This window comes from Clostridium sp. LY3-2, from assembly GCF_024705715.1.
Lineage (GTDB): Bacteria > Bacillota > Clostridia > Clostridiales > Clostridiaceae > Clostridium.
Genome location: NZ_JAMDLQ010000012.1, coordinates 119083 through 140898 on the forward strand (window position 1 = coordinate 119083; position 21816 = coordinate 140898).

Sequence of the window (21816 nt, forward strand, 5' to 3'; positions counted from 1 at the left end):
TACTTAAAAAGTTTAGTAGCCCTAATTAATTATTTTTTTAATTTTTTGTCTTCTATTACTTCTATATCTTTTATTTCATCGATTACCTTATCTATTTCTTTTCTTTTTTCTTCATCAGATACCGATTCTTCGTTTTCTATATTTTTCTTTTTAGCTTCTTCGTTTAGTTCTATTTGCTTTTCTTTTATCTTGCATAAAAGATCTTTAAAACTTTTACTTTCAACGTCAATCTTAGCTTCATCTTTAACTAATATTGGAACTAAAACAAGACCTAGCCTTTTATCTTTTTTAAACTTTAACTCTACATCAAAAGTTTTATCTTTTCTTCTTATTAAAAGCTTTGAACTTCCAACTTCTCTTCTTGATAGTACATAAACATCTTTTTCAGAATTTATATATGTATCATTAACTTTTATTATATCGTCCCCTACTTTAATACCTGCTTCATATGCTATAGTATCTGGTACGACTTCTAAAACTTTTATTCTTCCTTCTTCACTATAAAATATAGGTTCTCTCTTCTCTTCTAATCTTTTGCTATAATTTAGCATAAGTTCGTGTAGAAGTGGTGCTAGTATTAATACTATAATCTTCCCAGCTAGTCCAAAATTAGCTAAACCTGATATTAAGCATAAACAAACTCCGTAAAGTGATATCATAATACCAGAACTTCTAACCTTTTCTTTTCTGCTTCTAGTAAAGGTAACTGTGCTATAGCTTAACATCCCCATAAAAGGAATGCTCATTAAAGCTGCACCACCTAAAAGTACGGTACTATTACTAATCAAAGGCCAAAAGCTAGGTGTGTTAACACCGGCTATTAAGTTTGAACTACTATCTATATTTTCTAATGCTATAAAGATAGCTATAGGTAAAACCCAATACCTTCTCATTGCATATCCACCTAATATTTTCCCATCTTTTTTTGTAAATACAGGTATTGAACCTCTGCTTCCATCGAAGGTAACTAATAGTCCTTCAATAATATGTAAAACACCCACAAGAACCATAAGACTTACTATGTCAATGTTAAGCCATCCTTTTTCCGGATATAAATATGTAACTATTAAGCTTAAAAAACCTAATACCGCCCCTGAATATGAAAAACATATAAATCTTGGTTTTACAACCATAAGTAGCAAGGATACTATAAAGATAAATTGTATTCCTGATGTTTTTGAAAATACTACTCCTAAAGTCGTAAGAATAATACTTCCAAGTATTCCCCCAATTAACCCAAAACAAATTTGGGATGCTGTTAGCTCTAAGGGAGAATTTATACTCTCCCCAGCTATCATTTTTTGCATTATTGATATCTTCCTATTTCTTAGATAAAATACTAAAGCTAATACTACTAATATCAAGGCTAAAGTGGGGTCAACTATTACAAGTGATAGTGATTTTAAAGTCTGAATTATTAATTCCATTACTTAGCCTCCTTAAATTTAATTAGTTATTTATCGTGTAGATCTTTTTTCATAATTTTAAGTGCTTCGTTAAATTGAGGATCATCCTTTCTATTATAAGGTTTATTTAAAAACTCTTCTGAAAGCTCAACTTTAACATCTGGCTCTATCCCTTTTTCGTTTATATTTAATCCGTTTGGAGAATAATATCTTGAAATTGTAACTTTTAATGCACTTCCGTCTTTAAATTCTATAGGAGCTTGAACTACACCTTTTCCATAAGTGTTAGTTCCGACTATAGTTGCAATTTTGTAATCTCTAAGTGCCATAGTTAAAAGTTCAGATGCTGACGCACTACCTTTATCTACTAATAACACTACAGGCATTTTGTTAAGTCTTCCATCGCCTATAGATTTTTCATATGATTTATTATCGTACTTATCTATAGTATACGTTATAGTTTCACCTTTAGGTATAAATTGTGATGCGATTTTTACAGCCTCACTTAAGAATCCTCCAGGATTTCCTCTTAAGTCTAAAATCATTCCTTTCATACCTTTTCCAAGTAGATTATTTACTTCTTCTATAAATTCGTTTCCTACTCCTTCTTTTGCAAAAGTAGAAAGTCTTATATAACCTATATTTCCATCTATAATTTCACCTTTAACAGAGTCAGTTTTAATAATATCTCTTTTTATCTTAACATCAAAATCTGATTTTTCACCTTTTCTTCTTATAGTTAAAGTTACTTCCTCACCTCTTTTTCCTTTGATTAAATTCGCTGCCTTTTCTGTGTCATCTTTTATAGTTTCTCCATTAATCTTTACAATTATATCACCAGACTTTAAGCCTGATTTTTCAGCTGGAGAACCTTCAACTACTGATGCTATCTCAGTCATACCTTCTTTAGGAGAAATCATAACTCCAATTCCCATAAATTCACCAGAATGTTCTTTGTTGAATTCTTTGTAATCTTCTTCATTCATATAAACTGTGTATTTATCTCCTACAGCTTCTGTCATTCCTTTTATAGCACCATCTAAAAGCTTGTTGTCATCTATATTACCATCATAATTTTTATAAATGGCATCTCTTACTGAAAGCAACTTGTTATATTTTTCTGTATCTTTAATTTCTCCAAGTTCACCTTGAACTTTTAAGTTTGTCTTTCCTAGAACTAATCCATTAAGTGCCGCTTTATTACCTAAGTAAAAGCTAACAAAAACAATTACTATAACTAATAAACTTAATAGTAACGGAAAGAGATATCTTCTTTTTTCGTTATTTTTCATTTAACCAACTCCCTCTTAAACCACATTTTAACATAATTACTAGTTTGGATAATATATTTTTTTAAAAATTAAACTCAGCAGAAAAATACTGCTGAGTTTATATACTCTTTTATATTCTATTCAATTATATATTTTTTATACAATTAAGAATTTTCTAAGTGAAGCGTAACTTGCAACTCCACCTACAACTAATCCACCTAAAGCGAATTGCCATAACATAGTTGTATATACATATGATATTGGTGCTAAGTTAATAATTAATACCTTATCAACTATCCAAGAATAGAACATGTTGTATCCACCTAAAACAACTACTACTGCTAAAAGTGATCCAACTAAACCTATTATCATACCCTCGATTATGAAAGGCCATCTTATGAACCAGTCAGTTGCACCGACGAATTTCATAATTCCAATCTCTCTTCTTCTTGAGTAAACTGTAAGTTTTGTTGTATTCATAATTAAGAATATTGCAACACCTACTAGTATTACGAATAATCCAAATCCTATAATTTTTACTATGTTAACTAATTTAGTTATTGTTTTAATTAAGTCTTGTTGGTTACCTATGCTTTCAACTCCAGGCATATTTTGAATTGCATCTGTTATTGCTTTAGCATATGATGGGTCTTTTAATTTAACTACAAATGAAGCTGGGAATGGGTTTTTATCTAAGCTATACCCTTCTAATAACCCTTTGTTTTCTTTTGTAGCATCTTGGAAGTTTTTAAATGCATCTTCTTTTGATTCATAAACAACTTCTTGAACACCATCTAATTCATTTAATTTTATTTCAACTTCTCTTTGCTCGATAAGTTTAATATCATCTTTTAAGAATACTTTTAATTCTACTTTTGATTGTATGTCATCTAACGCTAATCCAACGTTCTTTGTCACTAATAAGAATGCTCCTAGTACAAAGAAAGTTATAAGAACTGTAAGCACTGATGCAAAACAGATTGTTTTATTTCTCTTTAAACTTTTTAAGGCGTCAGAAATAAAATGATTAACCGTATTAATTTTCATCTTCGTAACCACCTCTCTTAACATCTCTAGCAATTTCACCTTTTTCGATTGCTATAACTCTCTTTTTCATGTCATCAACTATCTCTTTAGCATGTGTTGCCATAAGTACAGTTGTTCCTGCTTTATTAATGTCATCTAATAGATCCATGATTTCATTTGAAGTCTCTGGGTCTAAGTTTCCTGTAGGCTCATCACATATAAGAACTGATGGGTTGTTAACTATAGCTCTTGCTAAAGAAACCCTTTGTTGTTCTCCCCCTGAAAGCTCACTTGGGAACATTTTATATTTGTGAGATAAACCAACTAGTGATAAAACCATTGGTACTCTTCTTCTTATTTCTTTTGGTGATGCTTCTACAACCTTCATTGCAAATGCAACATTTTCATATACGTTTAATGTAGGTATTAGTCTGAAATCTTGGAAAACCATACCTATTTTTCTTCTATAATAAGGTGTTTGCTTTCTTGTGATTTTTGCTAAATCTTTTCCAGCAACCTCTATTTGACCTGTTGTAGGTTCTACTTCTTTTAATAGCATTTTAATTAATGTTGATTTACCAGCTCCTGAAGGTCCAACTAAAAACACGAATTCTCCTGCTTCTATTCTGACATTTACATCTGATAGAGCTTTTACATTATTATCATATATCTTAGATACATTTTTAAATTCTATCATTATTTTACACTCCTTACGTCCTTGGACATTAACTATAAACCCCTTGTCCATTGTACTTTTACATTATATCACAAGTTTTAACATATATTATATAAGAATTTATTAAATTTTAGTCCTAAAAAGGTAAATTTTAGATTTTAATCTTTATTTATGTCTTTAAAACCTTCTCCTAAAACTTCGTGAACTTCACCTACTGTTATAAACGCTCTAGGGTCAACTGAGCGAATATGATTTTTAAGTTTTATAAATTCGTTCCTATTTAATATAGTATAAATTATATAATTGTCTTCTTTTTTGTATCCTCCAAATCCCTTTATAAAAGTTGAACTTCTTTCAAGTTCTTCTATTATAAATTTATTTACAGCATCTGGAGTATTGCTTATAATCATAACTTGTTTTGAAGTATTAAAGCCTTCTATTATTTTATCTACTGATATTCCTAAGATTATTACACTAAGCATTGAATAAAAACCTTTATCTAAACCAAATACATAAGCACCAGCTAAAGTTATAACAAAATCTACTATTAAAAGAGATTTTCCTATATCTAAATGAATGAACTTATTCATCATTTTTGCTAAGATATCAGTTCCGCCTGTTGATGCGTTGTTGTTAAATACAATAGCCATCCCAATAGCTGAGATCAAAGTACCAAAAATAGTAGCGATTATTAAATCAGTAGTAATTGCATAAGGATTAAACCATTTTTCTATAATCCACATAACTACTGATAAGATAAGACTTGCATAAATTGTCTTTCCTCCAAAGTTGCCGTCAATAAATAAAAATGCAGCAACAAAAAGGACAGCGTTAATAATTAAGGTTATAGTACCTACTCCAACACCTGGAAAGAAGTCATCTACTACAATAGCGAGACCTGTAACTCCTCCTGCTGCAAGTTCGTTTGGCGCAAAAAAATACTCCACAGAAATTGCAACTAAAATTATCCCAAATGTTATTAATGAATACTCTTTTAAAACTTTTTTATTCATACGTAAGCACCCCCAAATTATATTTATCTTTTATTTTCTACTATTATGATACCTCTCTTCTAATTGCATTATTCAACAATTTTATTCAATCTTTCCAAATCCTTTTCCGAGTACATCATGTGCCTCATTAACTATAACGAATGCATCTTTATCATTATCTTTTATAAAGATTTTTACTTTTATAAGTTGAGAACGACCTAAGACACAATATATTACATCTTTTTCTTCGTTTGTATAACCGCCTTTTCCATTAAAGACAGTACATCCTCTATCTATTTCTCTTAAAATATAGTCTTTTATCAAATCAGTATTTTTAGTAAATATAACTACTTGATGACATATAGATGTTCCTGAAATAACTTTATCAATTACTATTCCATTTATAAGAACACAAATCGCAGCATAGATCCCTTTTTCTACACCGAAAGTTAAGCCACTAAACAAAACAACAATTATGTCAACCATCTGCATCCCTTTCCCCATATTAATATGGAAAAATTTGTTTAATATTTTTGCTATTATATCTGTTCCGCCTGTTGATGCATTTTGAGTAAAAACAACTCCAAGCCCTATCCCAAGCAAAATACTTCCTGCGATAGTTGCAAGCATCGGATTATTTAAAATCCCAACAGGTTTTATAAACTCTTCTGAAAACCAGTTCATAAAAGAAAGTCCCATAGCTGCATATATCGTCTTTCCTCCAAAGCTACTCCCTATAACCATAAAAGCTAAGATAAAAAGAAATATATTCATTATCCCCATAAGAATTCCTAGATTTGCACCAGGTATATAATGATTTATAACTAAGGCTATCCCAGTTACTCCACCACCAGTAATATTATTTGGAACATAAAAATACTGTATAGCTATACTAACTAAAAAAATCCCAAAAGTTATTATCCCATACTCTTTAAACTTTTTATTCATTTTCCCCTCCGCTATTTAATTTTAAATATTTTTTTGCATAAAAAAATAACAGTATAGATCCCCTCTATACTGTTATATCACATTTATTGTAATTTTTGCTATTATTTTTTCATATTTACTGCTTTTTTAGCTTTTTCTGCTATATCAGCCCCTGTTAATCCATAAGCTTTTAATAACTCGTCAGGCTTTCCACTTTCTCCGAATACATCCTTAACTCCAACTCTTAAAACTGGAACTGGGCATTCTTCTTAAACTACTTCAGCAACTGCTGAACCAAGTCCTCCGATTATGCTGTGTTCTTCTGCTGTTACTATAACACCAGTTTCTTTTGCAGCTTTTAAAACTAATTCGTTATCTAAAGGTTTGATAGTGTGGATGTTTATAACTCTTGCAGTTATTCCATCTTTAGCTAAGATTTCTGCTGCTTCTAAAGCTGCATCAACCATTATTCCTGTAGCTATTAATGTAACATCGTTACCTTCTTTTAAAGTAACACCTTTTCCTATTTCGAATTTGTATTCTGGTCTATCGTTTATTATATTAACTGCTGCTCTTCCAAGTCTTACATAACAAGGTCCATTCATTTCAGCAACAGCTTTTATTGCAGCTATAGCTTCAACTCCGTCTGAAGGGTTTATAACTGTCATGTTTGGTATACTTCTCATAAGTGAAATATCTTCTATAGCTTGGTGAGATGCTCCATCTTCACCAACTGTTAAACCTGCGTGAGTTGCGCAAACTTTAACGTTTAGTCTTGGATAACAAATTGAGTTTCTTATTTGCTCAAATGCTCTTCCTGCTGCAAACATTGCAAAAGTACTTACGAATGGGATTTTTCCACAAGTTGACATACCTGCTGCTACTCCCATCATGTTAGCTTCTGCTATACCCATGTTGAAGAATCTATCTTCTGCAACACTTTTGAATTCTGCTGTTTTAGTTGACTTTGAAAGGTCTGCATCTAAAACTACTACTTTATCGTTTAATACTGCTAATTCTTTTAATGCTAATCCATATGCTTCTCTTGTTGCTTGTTTACTCATTATTTGTCTCCTCCAATCTCAGCTATTGCTTGTGCACATTGTTCTTTAGTTGGTGCAGCTCCATGCCATCCTGCTTCGTTTTCCATAAATGAAACACCTTTACCTTTAACAGTTTTACAAACTATTGCAGTAGGCTGACCTTTATGATTTTTAGCTTTTTCTATAGCTTCTAATATTTCGTCATAGTTGTGTCCATCTATAACTAATACGTTCCATCCGAAAGCTTCGAATTTTTTATCTATTGGAGAAGGGTTCATAACCTTTGTTATATCTCCATCTATTTGTAATCCATTGAAATCTATGAAAATTGTTAAATTATCTAATTTGTAATGAGCTCCAGCCATAGCTGCTTCCCAAACTTGACCTTCTTCAAGCTCACCGTCTCCTAATATTGAATATACTCTGTATGATTTTTTATCAACTTTTCCAGCTAAAGCCATTCCAACTGCAACTGAAATTCCTTGACCTAATGATCCTGTTGACATATCTATTCCTGGAAGATCATTCATATTTGGATGTCCTTGTAAGTTTGATCCAAATTTTCTTAATGTTTTAAGTTCTGCTGGATCAAAGAATCCTCTTCTAGCTAATGCACTATATAAAACTGGTGCAGCGTGTCCTTTTGAAAGAACGAATCTATCTCTTTCTTCCATCTTAGGATTTTTAGGGTCTATATTCATTTCGTTAAAGAATAAAGTTGTAACTATATCAGCTGCTGATAAAGATCCACCTGGGTGACCTGAAGCTGATTCTGTTAACATTTCAACTATATCTTTTCTAATAATTTTAGCTTGTTCCATTAGCTCTTGTTTATTCATTTTCATTATTAATATCCTCCTAGCTTTAACAATATAATTCATAATTAGATTTCTAGATTAATAATTGCCGTTTTTTTCATTTGTAATTCTATCATAAATTTTAAACTTTGTATACACTATTAACAAATTTCGATTTAAATAGTAATCATATATAATTAATTAGTGTATACTATTTAATACGTTTACTTAAGCTTCTTCATTAATCTACATATCTTTTAAATCCACTGTATACATTTTCCCCTAAAATTTTAAGGTTCATACAATACTATTTCTAAAAAAAGATAGCATACTTAAACTTTTTTAGTTTTTTGTAAACATTTAAATAACTGTAAAAAAAATAAGCCAAACTTAAACAGCTTGGCTTATTTTAATAAATATTAATTTGCTATATTTAAATTTAAACTTATCAATAGAGATCTATTGACCTTTTTCATATCATCATCTGTCATATGTCCAATCTTCTCTTTAAGCCTTTTTTTATCTAAAGTTCTAACTTGCTCTAAAAGAACTACAGAATCGCGGTTAAGACCATACTCCTCTGATGAAATTTCAACATGAGTAGGTAATTTTGCTTTATTTATCTGAGAAGTTATAGCCGCTACTATAACTGTTGGACTATATCTATTTCCAATATCATTTTGAATAATTATAACAGGTCTAATTCCGCCTTGTTCCGACCCTATAACAGGACTTAAGTCAGCATAGAATATATCCCCTCTTTTTACTAACATAGTAGTCATTAGAATTATCACTCTCCGCACAGCCATGTCTCATATTCATTAACATCATTTAATTCATTTTCTGTCATTGAGGCTAGTTCTAAATTAATTAAAGACATTTCTTCATATCCTTGTCTCATTAATTCTATAGTCTCGTCACTTAATGTGTCATTAATATATAATATTACATTATCGCTATTATATTTACTAGATTTTTTAAATTCGTTAAATTTTTTTACAACTACCTGACATGCCATGATAATTCCTCCTATAATACTACAGAATTATGTATATTTAAATTATATATATTTTAACATCATTCTGTCAAAGTATTTGTATTTTTTCTTTTGATTTTAAACATAATTTCTTGTTTTTATGATTTTCCCATTATGTTTGTAGACTCTTGGAACCCTTCTTCCAATCATACATATAATTTCATAATTTATAGTACCTAACATCTTAGCTAAGTCATCAGCATCATTTTTGATGTTACCATCTCTTCCTAAAAGTATAACTTCGTCTCCAACTGAAACTCCATCTATATCAGTAACATCTACCATGCATTGATCCATGCATATCTTTCCTACTACAGGTGCTAATTTCCCTCTTATTATAACCTTAGCTTTTCCGTTAAGAAGTCTAGTGTATCCATCTGCATATCCTATAGGCAATGTTGCAATAGTTCTCTTTCCTTCGGTTACGTAACTTCTTCCGTAACTTATGTAAGTCCCCTCTTCAACAGTTTTTAAATGAATTATATTGCTCTTTAATGTTAATGCTGGCCTTATTTTTATTTTATCTTTTTTAACTTCATTTGATGGATAATAACCATAAAGTATTATCCCTGGCCTAACAGCATCGAAATAGTACTCTTCTAAATCAATTATAGCTGCACTATTTGATACATGTTTTATCCCTGTGTTTACCCCTCTTTTATCTAATTCGTCCACTATTTTTTTGTATTTTTCAACTTGTAATTTTGTGTACTCTTTATCTTCTTCATCTGCAGTTGAAAAATGTGTAAATAGACCTATAATTTCTATTCCCTGTAATTTGCTTATCTTCTCAATTTCATCTATGCTCTCTTCATTAGGCAAAAATCCTATTCTTCCCATACCAGTGTCTATTTTGATATGTATCTTTGCTTTAGTGTTATTTTTGATAGCAAAATCTGATAACTCTTTAGCATATTCTAAATTAAATACTGTTTGTTCGATATCATATTTTACTAAATCTTCTTTAAAACTTAATGGAGTATATCCTAATATCATTAGGGGTTTAGTAATTCCATTTTCGCGAAGTTCTATAGCTTCACTTATAACTGCAACTGCTAATCTATCTGCTCCATTTTCTAAAAGGATACTAGCTGTATCTATAGCTCCATGCCCGTAAGCATCAGCTTTAACTACTCCTATTACCTCTTTATCTTTAACTATCTTTTTAATTTCTTTTATATTATCTTCAATTGCATCTACATCTATTTCAGCCCATACTGGTCTAATACCATTCATCTTGTGCACCTCACTCTAGTATTTTTATATCCTAGCTATCTTTACTTTTGCATACATCTTTTTTACTAAACTCTCTATATTCAATATTAACTCTTTGATTGCTCTTATCGTCAAACATTTTTATTAATATTGGTGTTTTATCTTTTTTATTTATATAAAGAGTTGCTCTGTCTAAATGTTTATTCATACCTTCAAGGTTTAACTCTATCTTTATATATTTTAAATCGCCCCACTCTTCTTGACCTTCTGATATAGAAGTTATAGGACTTTTAAAAATTTCAGATAAAAAAGCCATAGGATATACAATATCCATATCTCTACCGACTTCGTAAGCTTCACCTTTTTTATTATACTTCATAATTATTTTGTCATCTTTATAGATCTTAGTTAAATCTTCCCCAAAATCTATTTTCATTTCATCTTTGCAATAATTGATATGTGCCTTATTAGTATATTCTCCCCTTGAATTTTTTATAGTATATTCAACGATTGAATTATAATTTTTTAAGTTTTTAACATTATCAATTATGTTTTCTGTAGTCGGCATAAATGTATGTCTAAACATTATAACTAACATTATGGATATAAACGGTATTAAAATTAGTGCTCCAATTTTCAGTTTACTTTTCAAGCTTTTCTTTTTTTCTTTTACATCGTTAAAAAAATTCATGACTCCTCCACTACTAATTGTTCCTATAATACTAATATTAAATAGTGGATAATTTTATTCTACTTTTCACATAATTTTTCTAATGTTTTAGGTAATTCTAAAATTATGTCTCTTGCATTAACGATATATCTACTTTCACCTAAACTATCACCAATATATCCATGTACGTATGCTCCTAAAAGAGTAGCCTCTAAATTCGATAGGTTTTGCGAAACTAAAGAAGTTATAATTCCAGTTAAGCAATCACCCATACCTCCTGATGCCATTTTACTACAACCTGTTTTATTAACATAGGTACACTTCCCATCAGATATTACCGTGTTGTGGCCCTTTAGTAGTACAACTACCTCGATTTCTTTTGCAAACTCTCTTGTTACATCTATTCTATTAGATTCAATGTAACTGATACTTTTACCTAGAAGTCTACTCATCTCTCCAGGATGTGGAGTAATGATGCTTCTTCCTTTTATAAAATCAATTAGATCTTTTCTTTCTGAAATAATGTTAAGTGCATCTGCATCTAAAACTAAATTACATTTGCTGTTTTTAATAATAAATTCTAAAACGTCAGCGCTTAACTTAGACTTACCTATCCCAGGACCTAAGGCAATAACATCATACTTTTCTAAATTAACTACATCCTCTACAGATAAGTAGCCAAAAACCATAGACTCTATAGATTTTGCTTTCAAAACCTCTTCTGAGTCTTTGTGAATTAAAAGAGTTACAAGTCCTGAACCTGTTCTTATAGTAGCTTCAGTTGTTATATATGCGGCTCCTGTATACTCAGAAGATCCAGCCATAACAAGAACTTTTCCATAACTTCCTTTATTTCCTGTTTTATTGCGTTTTGGTACTAAAGATTTATAAAATTCCTCTGATAATATGTACATATCCTCTGAATTTTTTCTTTTAACTTCTTCTAAGATATCAATACTTATTAAATTAACCTCCCCTAAATATTCTATAGCTTTAGTATTGAAAAATCCTTTTTTCATAACTTCAATTGTAAAAGTAACATCTGCTTTAACTGCTAAATTTAATACATCACAAGTATTTGCATCTATTCCTGATGGAGTATCTATAGAAATTGTAAAAATTTTGCTATCATTAATTATTTCTATTATTCTAGCATAAATTCCTTCTATATTTCTATTTAATCCTACTCCAAATAACGCATCGATTAGACAATTACTGCTATCGATTTTTATTCTAAGTATATTTTCTTTTATTTTTTTATTAAAGTTATGATTATTTAAATTAAGTATGTCTAAATTAAGCTTTTTTAAAATCTCAAAGTTTATTTTAAAATCTTCTGTTCCCTTTTCTATATCCCCAACTACTATAACCTTAACATTTTTCTCTAAGGCTTTTAATTTTCTAGCTATTACTAGTCCGTCTCCACCATTATTGCCTATACCACAAATTATAAGAAAATCATCTAGCTTTAGAATTTCTTTTGATATTCTCTCCCCTGCAATTTCCATTAAAACAATTGATGGTACTCCAATTTCATTTATAGTTTGTTTATCGATATTTTTGCAGCCTTCTTTACTCATAATATACAAAGGCCTACACCTCCTCAATTATAACAAATGCTATAGCAGATGAATTATCATGCGAGATACTAACATTTATTCTGTAATCTTTTAAATTCATAGTATCTTCTATTTTCTTTGAAATCTTCCCTAAAGGTTTACCAAGGCTATCTCTTAAAATTTCAATTTCATTAAAATTAAATCCTCTAAAACCAGTACCAAGTGCCTTGCTCATAGCTTCTTTAGCTGCAAAGTTACCTGCTATAGTCTGAGGACTAAATTTTCTTTCTTTAAAATATTCTATTTCATCTTCACTAAACATTCTTTTTAGAAAGTTATCACTTCTTGAAATAGCCTTTTTAATTCTTTCTATTTCTATTATATCTGTACCTATTCCAATAATCATTTTACACCTCCACATCTTAATATCTATTGTACTACATTAAGAATTATTAAGGCATATATTTTATATAATTATACCGTCATTGCATAGTTAAAGTGCTCTATCCCTTGGAAGTCATTAACACATTCGTCTATAAATTCTCCTGCTATGTCAATTAAATGTATCGGAGAAACCCCATTTTCATATAACATATTTAATAACCCTTTTACTTTTTCTTCATTTGGCGAAATCAATTCAACAGCTTCACTATATGAGTTGATTTTTATTTCTCCTTTGTAATCTAACCTTTCAATCTCTATTCCAAACACTTCGTCTATTCCTAAAACTGATTTTATCAATTTGTAATTATAGATTCTTTCTATCCCATTTGTCACTCTTTTAAAAACTAATTTTTCTTTTATCATTGTTCCCCACCTCACAATTATCCTTACACTTCGAAATATACCATATATATATTGCGAAGTATGTAGAATAATGCCTCGCAGAAATTTTTTTTACTGACATTTATTTCACTATTACTTCATTCTACATAGAAAATACACACTTTCGACATAAAGTTTTGCTTTAAATTGTAAATTCTGTGTCGAATAGTAAAGAGAATCAGAAAAAAGAACTACTTTTAGTAGTTCTTTTTTTAAAACTTCGACCTTTATTTAAATTTTGAATTTTTTTATTTTATTTAAATTTATAAAATTTATTTTTGAAAATTTTTTTCAAATACAAATTCAAAGGTTTGTCTTTCGAATTTTAAAAGATTTATTCTAATTCAGAATCACTAGTAGCTTCTCTTCTACTTCCTACAAATTTAAAGTCTTCTACTACAACTTCTGCTCTAAATCTTTTAACTCCGTCTTTGTCTTCATAGCTTCCAGTGCTTAACCTACCACTAATACTTATTTGATTTCCTTTTTTCATATATTTGCAGATTACCTCTGCTTTTTTACCCCAAGCTATTACAGGTATTAAATCTGAATGTCTTATTCCATCTGAAGATTTAAAACTTCTGTCAACAGCAATGATAAATTTTGTTCTCACAGTATCATTATTTTGAACTACTACAAGTTCAGGGTCTTTAATTAATCTTCCTATTAATACTATTTTATTCATTATTTGCACCTCCTGACTAATTACACCTTAAATTATTTCCTTTATTTCGGAAATTATTCATCTTTTATTATTTTTGATGTTATAATGTTTACAGAATGAATTTAAGGAGGGGTATTATGTCTATTTTAGTTTGCGGTGGCGCAGGTTATATAGGTAGCCATATGGTTGCTGAACTTTTAGAAAACGGAAAAGATGTCGTTATATTAGACAACTTAGAAAAAGGACATAAAGAAGCCATTTTAGGCGGAAAATTATACATAGGAGATTTAAGAGATCGAAAAATATTAGATAAAATATTTGAAGAAAATAATATAGAAGCTGTTATAGATTTTGCTGCTTATTCTTTAGTTGGTGAAAGTATGACAGAACCTTTAATGTATTTTAATAATAATGTTTCTGGTACTATAAATCTTTTAGAAGCTATGAAAGACCACAATGTAAAATACATTGTTTTCTCTTCAACAGCTGCAACTTACGGTGAGCCAGAAAGCACACCAATCTTAGAAACTGATAAAACAGTTCCAACTAACGCTTATGGAGAATCTAAATTATTAGTAGAAAAAATATTAAGATGGTGCGATAGCGCTTACGGAATAAAGTTTACTACTCTTAGATATTTCAATGCAGCTGGAGCTCATACAAACGGTAAAATAGGTGAAGACCATTCACCTGAATCACATCTTATCCCATTAATTTTACAAGTTGCTCTTGGAAAAAGAGATAAGATAATGATGTTTGGAGATGACTACAACACTAAAGACGGTACTTGCGTAAGAGATTACATCCACGTATCAGACTTAGCATCAGCTCATTTATTAGCATTAGATAGATTAATAAATGGCGGAGAAAGTAGGATTTATAACCTTGGTAATGGTACAGGCTTTACAGTAAAAGAGATGGTTGAGATAGCTAGAAAAGTAACAGGACATCCTATCCCATCTGAGGTAGCACCTCGTAGAGCTGGTGATCCTGCAATTTTAATTGCTTCAAGTGAAAAAGCTATGGAAGAATTAAACTGGAAACCTAAATTTAATTCAGTTGAAACTATAATAGAAACAGCTTGGAATTTCCACAAAAATTACCCAAATGGATATAATGATTAAAATAAAAAGAGCATCTAATTATCTAGATGCTCTTTCATTATTTCTCTCAAGAACAGAATTAACTTCCACCCCGAAAATAAATATCATAGATGTTATAAAAAGCCAAGTCATAAGAACAAACACAGTTCCAAGGCTTCCATAAATCCTTGAATAGTTAGCAAAATTATTTACGTAATATGAGAATCCTAAAGATGCTATTATCCACCCGACAGTTGTAACTATCGCTCCAGGTATAGTATTTCTAAGCTTTACTTTTCTATTTGGTGCTACTTTATAAATAATTGCGAAAACTAATATCATCATTACTATAATAATTACATATCTTAAAATGTCCCAAATAAAATTAAGTACGTGCTCAAAAGGAAGTAAATGACTTAAATAATATCCTATTTGATCACCGAATACGAGCATTGCCAAAGTACAGATTACTGTAAGGGCAAGTGCAAGTACGCTTATCATACCTATAATAGAAATCTTTATAAAAGATCTCCTCTCTGTAACCTCATACGCCTTATTTACACCTTTTATTACGGCTCTAAACGCAGAAGATGCACTCCAAATCGTTAACACTACAGATACCCCTAATATCCCTGTGTGTTGATAATCTACAACTTCTACAACCGTGCTTTGTGTCAATTCATAAACACTAGTAGGGACTATTGTTTTTAGTCCATCTAACACTTCCGTAGAATCAAGGTTACTAAAACCTACTAATGTTATTAGAAATATTAAAAACGGGAAAAATGATAATACCATATAATATGCTAGCTGCGAAGCTAAAGCAAATATATCATCTCTCTTAACTTTAACTATAAGGTATATCATAGTATCTAAGAAAGATTCGTTATTGTTATTATTTTCTTTATTATTTCTCATAACATCTCCAAATTAAATCTTTAATTACTTTTAAATATAGTACCATATATAACATTTTTTATCAAAACACTACGTAAGGTATGTCTTATGTTTACCATTTACTATATAAATATAGTATAATTTCATATATACGATAATATACTTAATTTTCTATATTAAATATATTATACTATTTTAACTATGAAAGGGTGCACTTAAAATGTTATATTCTTTAGAAAATGAATTTATAAAAATAACAGCTCATCCTCACGGTGGAGAGCTTCACAATTTAATTTCAAAAAAAGAAAACACTGAATTTTTATGGAATGGGAATCCAGAATATTGGAAATATCACGCTCCTATACTTTTCCCTATAGTTGGTAAAGTTAAGGATGGTAAATATAGAGTTTCTGGCGAGACTTACGAATTACCTCAGCACGGACTTGCAAGAGTCTCAGAATTTGAAGTTGTTGAAAAGGAAAAGGATTTTATAACTTTTAGCTTAAAGTGGGATAAAGATACTTTAAAAGTATACCCTTATAAATTCGAACTTTTAATAACATATACTCTAATAGAAAACTCAGTTAAAGTTACTTACACTGTACGAAACTTAGACGATAAAAAAATATACTTCTCAGTAGGTGCTCATCCTGCTTTCCTTTGTCCTATTATGGAAAATGAAACTATGGAAGATTACTACTTTGAGTTTAATCAAAAAGAAGACGCAAAAATAATGCTTTTAGGGTCTGACGGATTATTTATACACGAAAAAGAAGATTACCTTAAAAATGAAAACAAAATCCATTTAAAGAAAGAAGTTTTCAACAATGATGCTTTAGTATTTAGTGATTTAAATTCTACAAAAATATCATTAAAATCTAAGAACCACAACAAAACTTTAACTATGGATTACACTGGCTTCCCATACCTTGGATTATGGTCAATGGCAACTGGTGCTCCTTTTGTTTGTATAGAACCTTGGTGTGGACACGCTGACTTTACAGATTTCAGTGGAGAATTAAAAGATAAGCCTGGAATAGTTAGCCTTGAGGAAAATGGAGTGTTTGAGCGTTTCTACACTCTTACAGTTACAGAATAAATAAATAAGGCTTTGCACCTATATTTAGTGCAAAGCCTTATTTTTATATTCTAAAAGATTCAGGAAGTAATCTTTTATATTTTTTTGTTAAATACCTATCATCTACAAGAAGTGCTCTTCCCCTATCTTCTTCAGTACGTATTACCCGTCCTACAGCCTGCAGAACTTTATTTACTCCAGGATATATATAAGAGTAATCATATCCTTTTTCATCATAATAATCTTTGATTATTTCTCTTTCCATAGATATCTTAGGGTAACCAACCCCAACTACTACAGAACCTATGAGCGACTTTCCAGGTAAGTCAATTCCTTCTGAAAAAACTCCACCTAAAACTGCAAAACCTAAAACATTTCTTTCTTCTTTAAATTTATTTAAAAATAAACTTCTATCTTCTTCGTTCATAACTCTATCTTGAGTAATTATTTGAAATCTACTTAAACTTTCTTTATCTAAATTTTCTAAAGCTAACTCTAAATAATCATAAGATGGAAAAAATACAAAGTAATTTCCTACCTCACTATTTACAAAGTCTATAACTTTTTTAAGTAAATCATTTATAGTTAATCTCCTCTTTAAAAACCTTGTGTTGATAGGAGCTACCGATACTTTTAGATTTTCCTTATCAAAGGGAGATTCTAATCTTAATCTATATGACTTCTCATCTCCTCCTAAAAGATCCATATAATAATCTATAGGTGATATAGTCGCTGAAAATATTACTGCTCCAGATATCTTATCTATAATGCTTTTTAGTTTTTTTGAAGGATCTATACAAAATAAAGTTACAGTTAAATCTCTTCCTATGCTTTCTATATAGGTTACATATTCGTCTGAATATAATTCACTTATAGATATAAATTTATTTATATCAAAATATACATTCATATAATCCTCATAAAAGCTTTCTTTAGGCAGTCTTGGTAAAAGTTCTTCAGATTCACTTAAAAACCTTCTAAGATTTTTATATAACTTATCTGGTTCTTCTTTAAAATAAATTGAATCTTTTCCTTCAGATTCACATTCGTGTCTAAATTCTACAAAAGATTTATTTATAGTTCCTAGTATTTTATATATGTTAGGAATTTTACCTTTTAAAACTTTTCTAAGATTTAAAATACTTTCTTTGTTTAACGATGCAGAGTACATATCTCTTCCTCTATCTACTAAGTTATGTCCTTCATCTACTAGTAAAATTAAATCATCACGCACATCTTCTACTACTCTTTTAAGCCCTACTCTAGGGTCAAATATATAATTGTAATCACATATTATACTATCTGCCCACTCTATTAAATCAAGCGAAAGTTCAAAAGGGCAAAGCCCTTCCTTTTCACCTATTTTCTTAAGTTCATTTTGCCCTAGATGCACCTTATTTTTCATAATATCAAATATAACATTTCTACTTTTATCATAATAATTCAAAGCATAAGGACAATCCTCAGGATTACAGCTTACTTTTTCATTTAAACACATCTTTTCTTTTGCTGTAATAGTAAGTGTTCTAAACTTTAATCCCTTGCCCCTTAAAATGTCATAAGTCTCTTCTGCAACTTTTCTATTTACATTTTTTGCAGTTAAATAAAAGATTTTTTCTTTTAATCCTTCACCTATAGATTTAACTGAAGGAAAAATTGTAGAAATAGTTTTTCCTATACCAGTTGGAGCTTCAACAAATATAAGCCCTTTATCTCTTATCGTTCCATAAACAGCCCTTGCAAGCTTTAATTGTCCTTCTCTATAGTCCTTAAAAGGAAATTCTAGTTTTTTTATGCTTTTATTTCTTTTTTCTTTATGCTTAACTAATACCTTTACGTATTTTTCATATCTATCTATAATCTCAAATACAAAATCACCGAGTTCATCTAAAGTGTACTTTCTTCTAAAGCTTTTTACTTCATCAGTATTTAACTGATAATAGCTAAGCTGAATATATCCTTCATCTATTCCTAATTCCTCAAAGTGAATAAACCCATAGAACTTAGCTTGAGCCCAGTGTAATTCATTTTCATCTGTGATTTCTATTAATTCTCTATAAGTTGATTTGATTTCTTCAATAATAACTTTATCATCTTCAATTATTATTCCATCCGCTCTTCCTTCAATCTTTAGAATAAAATTATCTAAATCAAAATCTTTAGTTAAATATACTTACTTTTTATAATCAGTATATATTTCCTCATTGCTTTTTTGAAGTTTTTGATGAGCTCTTGTTCCTTCTAAAGCTCTTTTATTACTCACAAATCTATTATCGATACTTCCGCTTCTTAAAATAAATTCAACAATACCCCTAACAGATTCTTGGATAATTTCTTTTTTCATAATTATCTCCTAAATAAATCCATAGTTTTTAATAGAAAAATAGAGCTAAATCTTAGCTCTATTTTTCATCTTTTTTATGATATTCTTTAACTATTTTTTGAACTAATTTTTTAATAACACTAGCTTGTGCTATAAGTGAAAGAACTAATAAGAATGTTCTTATTTGATCTTCGTCATCTGAGTCTAAGTTTAAAGTCTTTACAACTTCATCTAACTTTTCTTCTGTTTCCATAGATGTAGCTAAAAACTTTTCTAAACTTTCTTCTTGAGTTTCTGCAAATACTTTATAAGCTGTCTCCCAAGATATTATATCGTCCGTTCTATCATTTATTTCATTAAAAGCTAAACTAAATACTTTTTTTATTTCTTCTGTAGTTAAAATTGGCCTCATATAGCTTAATAATACTAGTTGAACTAAGTGAATTTTAGTATAACCTCTTTTTTTACCATCTTCAGGTTTAGTGATTACTTCGCTTTTGATGTAATTTTGTACTATATTATTTGTATATTTATCATCTGTAAATTTATCATTTAAATAATCAATAACTTGTGATAAAAATAAATCATATTGTGGCAATTCATCATATGAAATCATACTATTCTTTGACATCTCTTCTGCTAGTTCGTTAATATAATCAGCATTAACTTTCTTTTCCATACTTCTCCACCTTTACTTATTAAACTTAATCCGAAATTCATCTTTTAATAATATTATATAGTATTTGTAAACTTATTACAAGTTATTTCTAAATCTATTAACTGTTATAGGACATGGGGAAGTTTCTTTTTTACATAATATCACATAATTCTACTTTTTATTCTATAAATTTCTTTACTAATTTGTTAACAAATTAAAAAAACTCTTACTTTTTTCATTTTTCCCCAATAAACTCAGTCTGAATGCTTGCATTTAAGCGGTTTTTAAATAATAATATTCCTATTTATTTTTAAAATGTCAACTATTGACATTTCTATTTTTTGGTAGTATATTATTGGTATACTATTTATTGAAAATTTTGTTGTTAATTAAAAGTTAACATTTCTAAGTTGACTTTTAATTACAATTTTGGTAAGATAGCATAGTAAATTGTCGAACGTTGTCGTAATTGAGTGGTTTTTACACGTTCAGACTAGTTTCAATTTGAGGAGGAAAGATTATGAAATCAACAGGAGTAGTTAGAAGAGTAGATGAATTAGGAAGAATAGTTATACCAATAGAGTTAAGAAGAACTTTAGATATAGCTGAAAAGGATGCTTTAGAAATATATGTAGACGGAGAGCAAATCATCTTAAAGAAATATGAGCCAGCTTGTATTTTCTGTGGAGATGCTAGAGATGTTGTAAACTACAAAGGTAAAAACATCTGCAAAAACTGTTTAGCAGAATTAAAAAAATAATTTCTAAATTAAACATATAGCTATTTATTTATATAAAAAGTCCGATATTTAATATCGGACTTTCTATATTTCTGTAGAATATTTATATATTACACTTTTAGGTTCATTTCTATCTTTCGCTACTTTCTTAATAGCGTCTTTTTTACTTAAACCTTCACTTATATATTTTCTTATATGATCTTCAATACTTAAATCTTCGAAAGCTTTTCTTTTATCACTTTCTATTTCTTCATCTGTAAGTCCACTTAAAACTAATACAAACTCGCCTCTTGGAGCTTTTTCTTTAAAGAACTCAATAACTTCCCCTATAGTTCCTCTAACTATCTCTTCATGTAATTTAGTTAATTCTCTACATGCTGCTATCTTTCTATCTCCAAAAGATTCTTTTAAGAAAGTTAAAGTACTTAAAAGTCTGTGAGGTGCTTCATAAAAAATAAGGGTTTCTCTGTGGTCTTTTATATCTTCAAGTAAAGCATTTCTACCTTTATTATCCCTTGGAATAAATCCTCTAAAAGAAAACTTAGAAGTATCTAATCCTGAATGAATTAAAGCTGTTGTAAAAGCTGATGCACCAGGTAAAACTTCAAACTTAATACCTTCTTCTATGCATTTACTTACTATTACGCTTCCAGGGTCAGAAATTCCAGGAATTCCAGCATCACTAACTAAAGCTATAGTTTCACCTGATTTTAACCTATCTATTATCTCTAAACTTTTTCCTTGTTCGTTATGCATATGGTAGCTTATTAAAGTTTTCTTTATATCAAAGTGATTTAAAAGTTTTAATGAGTTTCTAGTATCTTCTGCTGCTATAACATCAGCACTTTTTAAAACTTCTAAAGCCCTTAAAGTGATATCTTTTAAATTTCCTATAGGTGTTGGAACTAAATATAATTTTCCATCCATTTATC

23 protein-coding genes and 1 pseudogene are annotated in these 21816 nt (G+C 29.5%); 3 read left to right on the top strand and 21 right to left on the bottom strand.

Annotation, left to right across the window (positions count from 1 at the left end; translation table 11 throughout):
- Nucleotides 1–29: 29 nt before the first annotated feature.
- From M4I33_RS03305 to M4I33_RS03380, 16 genes and pseudogenes are all read right to left on the bottom strand, one after another.
- Complete coding sequence (locus tag M4I33_RS03305) at nucleotides 30–1427, bottom strand: PDZ domain-containing protein (protein ID WP_257915460.1); 1398 nt, start codon at nucleotides 1425–1427, stop codon at nucleotides 30–32.
- Between the two features lie 26 nt (nucleotides 1428–1453).
- Nucleotides 1454–2698, bottom strand: a complete 1245-nt coding sequence (locus M4I33_RS03310; protein WP_257915461.1) for a S41 family peptidase — start codon at nucleotides 2696–2698, stop codon at nucleotides 1454–1456.
- Between the two features lie 135 nt (nucleotides 2699–2833).
- Entirely contained in the window at nucleotides 2834–3724 is an 891-nt protein-coding gene (gene ftsX, locus M4I33_RS03315) for a permease-like cell division protein FtsX (protein ID WP_257915464.1), read from the bottom strand.
- On the bottom strand, nucleotides 3714–4400 hold the full coding sequence (gene ftsE, locus M4I33_RS03320) for a cell division ATP-binding protein FtsE (RefSeq protein WP_257915465.1): 687 nt from the start codon (nucleotides 4398–4400) through the stop codon (nucleotides 3714–3716). Before ftsE ends, ftsX begins: the two co-directional genes overlap by 11 nt.
- Nucleotides 4401–4537: 137 nt before the next feature.
- Nucleotides 4538–5392 (bottom strand): YitT family protein, encoded by an 855-nt coding sequence (locus M4I33_RS03325; protein WP_257915466.1) that lies wholly within the window; start codon nucleotides 5390–5392, stop codon nucleotides 4538–4540.
- A gap of 81 nt (nucleotides 5393–5473) precedes the next feature.
- Nucleotides 5474–6319: a YitT family protein gene (locus M4I33_RS03330; protein WP_257915467.1), complete on the bottom strand. Its 846-nt coding sequence runs from the start codon at nucleotides 6317–6319 to the stop codon at nucleotides 5474–5476.
- A 101-nt stretch (nucleotides 6320–6420) separates the two neighbouring features.
- Nucleotides 6421–7365: pseudogene (locus M4I33_RS03335) on the bottom strand (transketolase family protein).
- Nucleotides 7362–8186, bottom strand: a complete 825-nt coding sequence (locus tag M4I33_RS03340; protein WP_257915468.1) for a transketolase — start codon at nucleotides 8184–8186, stop codon at nucleotides 7362–7364. Before M4I33_RS03340 ends, M4I33_RS03335 begins: the two are co-directional and overlap by 4 nt.
- Before the next feature lie 371 nt (nucleotides 8187–8557).
- Nucleotides 8558–8920: a type II toxin-antitoxin system PemK/MazF family toxin gene (locus tag M4I33_RS03345; protein ID WP_274380451.1), complete on the bottom strand. Its 363-nt coding sequence runs from the start codon at nucleotides 8918–8920 to the stop codon at nucleotides 8558–8560.
- Between the two features lie 8 nt (nucleotides 8921–8928).
- Nucleotides 8929–9156, bottom strand: a complete 228-nt coding sequence (locus tag M4I33_RS03350; RefSeq protein ID WP_194192166.1) for a hypothetical protein — start codon at nucleotides 9154–9156, stop codon at nucleotides 8929–8931.
- Nucleotides 9157–9252: 96 nt separating this feature from the next.
- Nucleotides 9253–10410, bottom strand: a complete 1158-nt coding sequence (alr, locus tag M4I33_RS03355) for an alanine racemase (protein ID WP_257915469.1) — start codon at nucleotides 10408–10410, stop codon at nucleotides 9253–9255.
- A 31-nt stretch (nucleotides 10411–10441) separates the two neighbouring features.
- Complete coding sequence (locus M4I33_RS03360) at nucleotides 10442–11080, bottom strand: germination lipoprotein GerS-related protein (protein ID WP_257915470.1); 639 nt, start codon at nucleotides 11078–11080, stop codon at nucleotides 10442–10444.
- Between the two features lie 59 nt (nucleotides 11081–11139).
- On the bottom strand, nucleotides 11140–12639 hold the full coding sequence (locus M4I33_RS03365; RefSeq protein WP_257915485.1) for an NAD(P)H-hydrate dehydratase: 1500 nt from the start codon (nucleotides 12637–12639) through the stop codon (nucleotides 11140–11142).
- Between the two features lie 13 nt (nucleotides 12640–12652).
- On the bottom strand, nucleotides 12653–13024 hold the full coding sequence (gene acpS / locus M4I33_RS03370) for a holo-ACP synthase (protein WP_257915471.1): 372 nt from the start codon (nucleotides 13022–13024) through the stop codon (nucleotides 12653–12655).
- A gap of 68 nt (nucleotides 13025–13092) precedes the next feature.
- Nucleotides 13093–13425 carry a DUF6514 family protein gene (locus tag M4I33_RS03375; protein WP_257915472.1) on the bottom strand — a complete coding sequence of 111 codons (333 nt, stop codon included), beginning with the start codon at nucleotides 13423–13425 and terminating at the stop codon, nucleotides 13093–13095.
- A gap of 352 nt (nucleotides 13426–13777) precedes the next feature.
- Nucleotides 13778–14128, bottom strand: coding sequence for a single-stranded DNA-binding protein (locus M4I33_RS03380; protein WP_194192160.1), 351 nt, complete (start codon nucleotides 14126–14128; stop codon nucleotides 13778–13780).
- Nucleotides 14129–14244: 116 nt separating this feature from the next.
- Here M4I33_RS03380 and galE point away from each other — a divergent pair, with 116 nt between their 5' ends.
- Nucleotides 14245–15231: a UDP-glucose 4-epimerase GalE gene (gene galE / locus M4I33_RS03385; RefSeq protein WP_257915473.1), complete on the top strand. Its 987-nt coding sequence runs from the start codon at nucleotides 14245–14247 to the stop codon at nucleotides 15229–15231.
- 18 nt (nucleotides 15232–15249) lie between these two features.
- Here the strand turns inward: galE and M4I33_RS03390 are convergent, their stop codons facing one another.
- Entirely contained in the window at nucleotides 15250–16107 is an 858-nt protein-coding gene (locus M4I33_RS03390) for a YihY/virulence factor BrkB family protein (protein WP_257915474.1), read from the bottom strand.
- A gap of 199 nt (nucleotides 16108–16306) precedes the next feature.
- Between M4I33_RS03390 and M4I33_RS03395 the strand changes: the two genes are divergently transcribed.
- Nucleotides 16307–17185 carry an aldose 1-epimerase family protein gene (locus M4I33_RS03395; protein ID WP_257915475.1) on the top strand — a complete coding sequence of 293 codons (879 nt, stop codon included), beginning with the start codon at nucleotides 16307–16309 and terminating at the stop codon, nucleotides 17183–17185.
- Between the two features lie 43 nt (nucleotides 17186–17228).
- Here the strand turns inward: M4I33_RS03395 and M4I33_RS03400 are convergent, their stop codons facing one another.
- Genes M4I33_RS03400 through M4I33_RS03405 form a run of 3 tightly spaced genes read right to left on the bottom strand, consistent with a single transcriptional unit; the run spans nucleotide 17229 to nucleotide 20166 of the window.
- Nucleotides 17229–19301: an ATP-dependent DNA helicase gene (locus tag M4I33_RS03400; RefSeq protein ID WP_308367141.1), complete on the bottom strand. Its 2073-nt coding sequence runs from the start codon at nucleotides 19299–19301 to the stop codon at nucleotides 17229–17231.
- Between the two features lie 36 nt (nucleotides 19302–19337).
- Nucleotides 19338–19508: a hypothetical protein gene (locus tag M4I33_RS16860; RefSeq protein ID WP_308367132.1), complete on the bottom strand. Its 171-nt coding sequence runs from the start codon at nucleotides 19506–19508 to the stop codon at nucleotides 19338–19340.
- A gap of 58 nt (nucleotides 19509–19566) precedes the next feature.
- Complete coding sequence (locus tag M4I33_RS03405; RefSeq protein WP_257915476.1) at nucleotides 19567–20166, bottom strand: DUF1836 domain-containing protein; 600 nt, start codon at nucleotides 20164–20166, stop codon at nucleotides 19567–19569.
- A 499-nt stretch (nucleotides 20167–20665) separates the two neighbouring features.
- Here M4I33_RS03405 and M4I33_RS03410 point away from each other — a divergent pair, with 499 nt between their 5' ends.
- On the top strand, nucleotides 20666–20905 hold the full coding sequence (locus M4I33_RS03410) for an AbrB/MazE/SpoVT family DNA-binding domain-containing protein (protein ID WP_024614332.1): 240 nt from the start codon (nucleotides 20666–20668) through the stop codon (nucleotides 20903–20905).
- Nucleotides 20906–20968: 63 nt separating this feature from the next.
- On the opposite strand, the gene rsmI is transcribed toward M4I33_RS03410, so the two are convergent.
- Nucleotides 20969–21811, bottom strand: a complete 843-nt coding sequence (gene rsmI, locus M4I33_RS03415; protein ID WP_257915477.1) for a 16S rRNA (cytidine(1402)-2'-O)-methyltransferase — start codon at nucleotides 21809–21811, stop codon at nucleotides 20969–20971.
- Between the last annotated feature and the right edge of the window lie 5 nt (nucleotides 21812–21816).

Excerpts from the sequence above, each read along its gene's own strand:
- M4I33_RS03325 (WP_257915466.1), bottom strand. The coding sequence starts at position 5,392 with ATGAATAAAAAAGTTTTAAAAGAGTATTCATTAATAACATTTGGGATA.
- M4I33_RS03310 (WP_257915461.1), bottom strand. The coding sequence starts at position 2,698 with ATGAAAAATAACGAAAAAAGAAGATATCTCTTTCCGTTACTATTAAGT.
- M4I33_RS03360 (WP_257915470.1), bottom strand. The coding sequence starts at position 11,080 with ATGAATTTTTTTAACGATGTAAAAGAAAAAAAGAAAAGCTTGAAAAGT.
- M4I33_RS03365 (WP_257915485.1), bottom strand. The coding sequence starts at position 12,639 with ATGAGTAAAGAAGGCTGCAAAAATATCGATAAACAAACTATAAATGAA.
- M4I33_RS03345 (WP_274380451.1), bottom strand. The coding sequence starts at position 8,920 with ATGACTACTATGTTAGTAAAAAGAGGGGATATATTCTATGCTGACTTA.
- ftsE (WP_257915465.1), bottom strand. The coding sequence starts at position 4,400 with ATGATAGAATTTAAAAATGTATCTAAGATATATGATAATAATGTAAAA.
- M4I33_RS03390 (WP_257915474.1), bottom strand. The coding sequence starts at position 16,107 with ATGAGAAATAATAAAGAAAATAATAACAATAACGAATCTTTCTTAGAT.
- M4I33_RS03330 (WP_257915467.1), bottom strand. The coding sequence starts at position 6,319 with ATGAATAAAAAGTTTAAAGAGTATGGGATAATAACTTTTGGGATTTTT.
- alr (WP_257915469.1), bottom strand. The coding sequence starts at position 10,410 with ATGAATGGTATTAGACCAGTATGGGCTGAAATAGATGTAGATGCAATT.
- M4I33_RS03395 (WP_257915475.1), top strand. The coding sequence starts at position 16,307 with ATGTTATATTCTTTAGAAAATGAATTTATAAAAATAACAGCTCATCCT.
- M4I33_RS03340 (WP_257915468.1), bottom strand. The coding sequence starts at position 8,186 with ATGAAAATGAATAAACAAGAGCTAATGGAACAAGCTAAAATTATTAGA.
- M4I33_RS03380 (WP_194192160.1), bottom strand. The coding sequence starts at position 14,128 with ATGAATAAAATAGTATTAATAGGAAGATTAATTAAAGACCCTGAACTT.
- M4I33_RS03305 (WP_257915460.1), bottom strand. The coding sequence starts at position 1,427 with ATGGAATTAATAATTCAGACTTTAAAATCACTATCACTTGTAATAGTT.
- acpS (WP_257915471.1), bottom strand. The coding sequence starts at position 13,024 with ATGATTATTGGAATAGGTACAGATATAATAGAAATAGAAAGAATTAAA.
- M4I33_RS03410 (WP_024614332.1), top strand. The coding sequence starts at position 20,666 with ATGAAATCAACAGGAGTAGTTAGAAGAGTAGATGAATTAGGAAGAATA.
- M4I33_RS16860 (WP_308367132.1), bottom strand. The coding sequence starts at position 19,508 with ATGAAAAAAGAAATTATCCAAGAATCTGTTAGGGGTATTGTTGAATTT.
- M4I33_RS03405 (WP_257915476.1), bottom strand. The coding sequence starts at position 20,166 with ATGGAAAAGAAAGTTAATGCTGATTATATTAACGAACTAGCAGAAGAG.
- M4I33_RS03375 (WP_257915472.1), bottom strand. The coding sequence starts at position 13,425 with ATGATAAAAGAAAAATTAGTTTTTAAAAGAGTGACAAATGGGATAGAA.
- rsmI (WP_257915477.1), bottom strand. The coding sequence starts at position 21,811 with ATGGATGGAAAATTATATTTAGTTCCAACACCTATAGGAAATTTAAAA.
- ftsX (WP_257915464.1), bottom strand. The coding sequence starts at position 3,724 with ATGAAAATTAATACGGTTAATCATTTTATTTCTGACGCCTTAAAAAGT.
- M4I33_RS03350 (WP_194192166.1), bottom strand. The coding sequence starts at position 9,156 with ATGGCATGTCAGGTAGTTGTAAAAAAATTTAACGAATTTAAAAAATCT.
- galE (WP_257915473.1), top strand. The coding sequence starts at position 14,245 with ATGTCTATTTTAGTTTGCGGTGGCGCAGGTTATATAGGTAGCCATATG.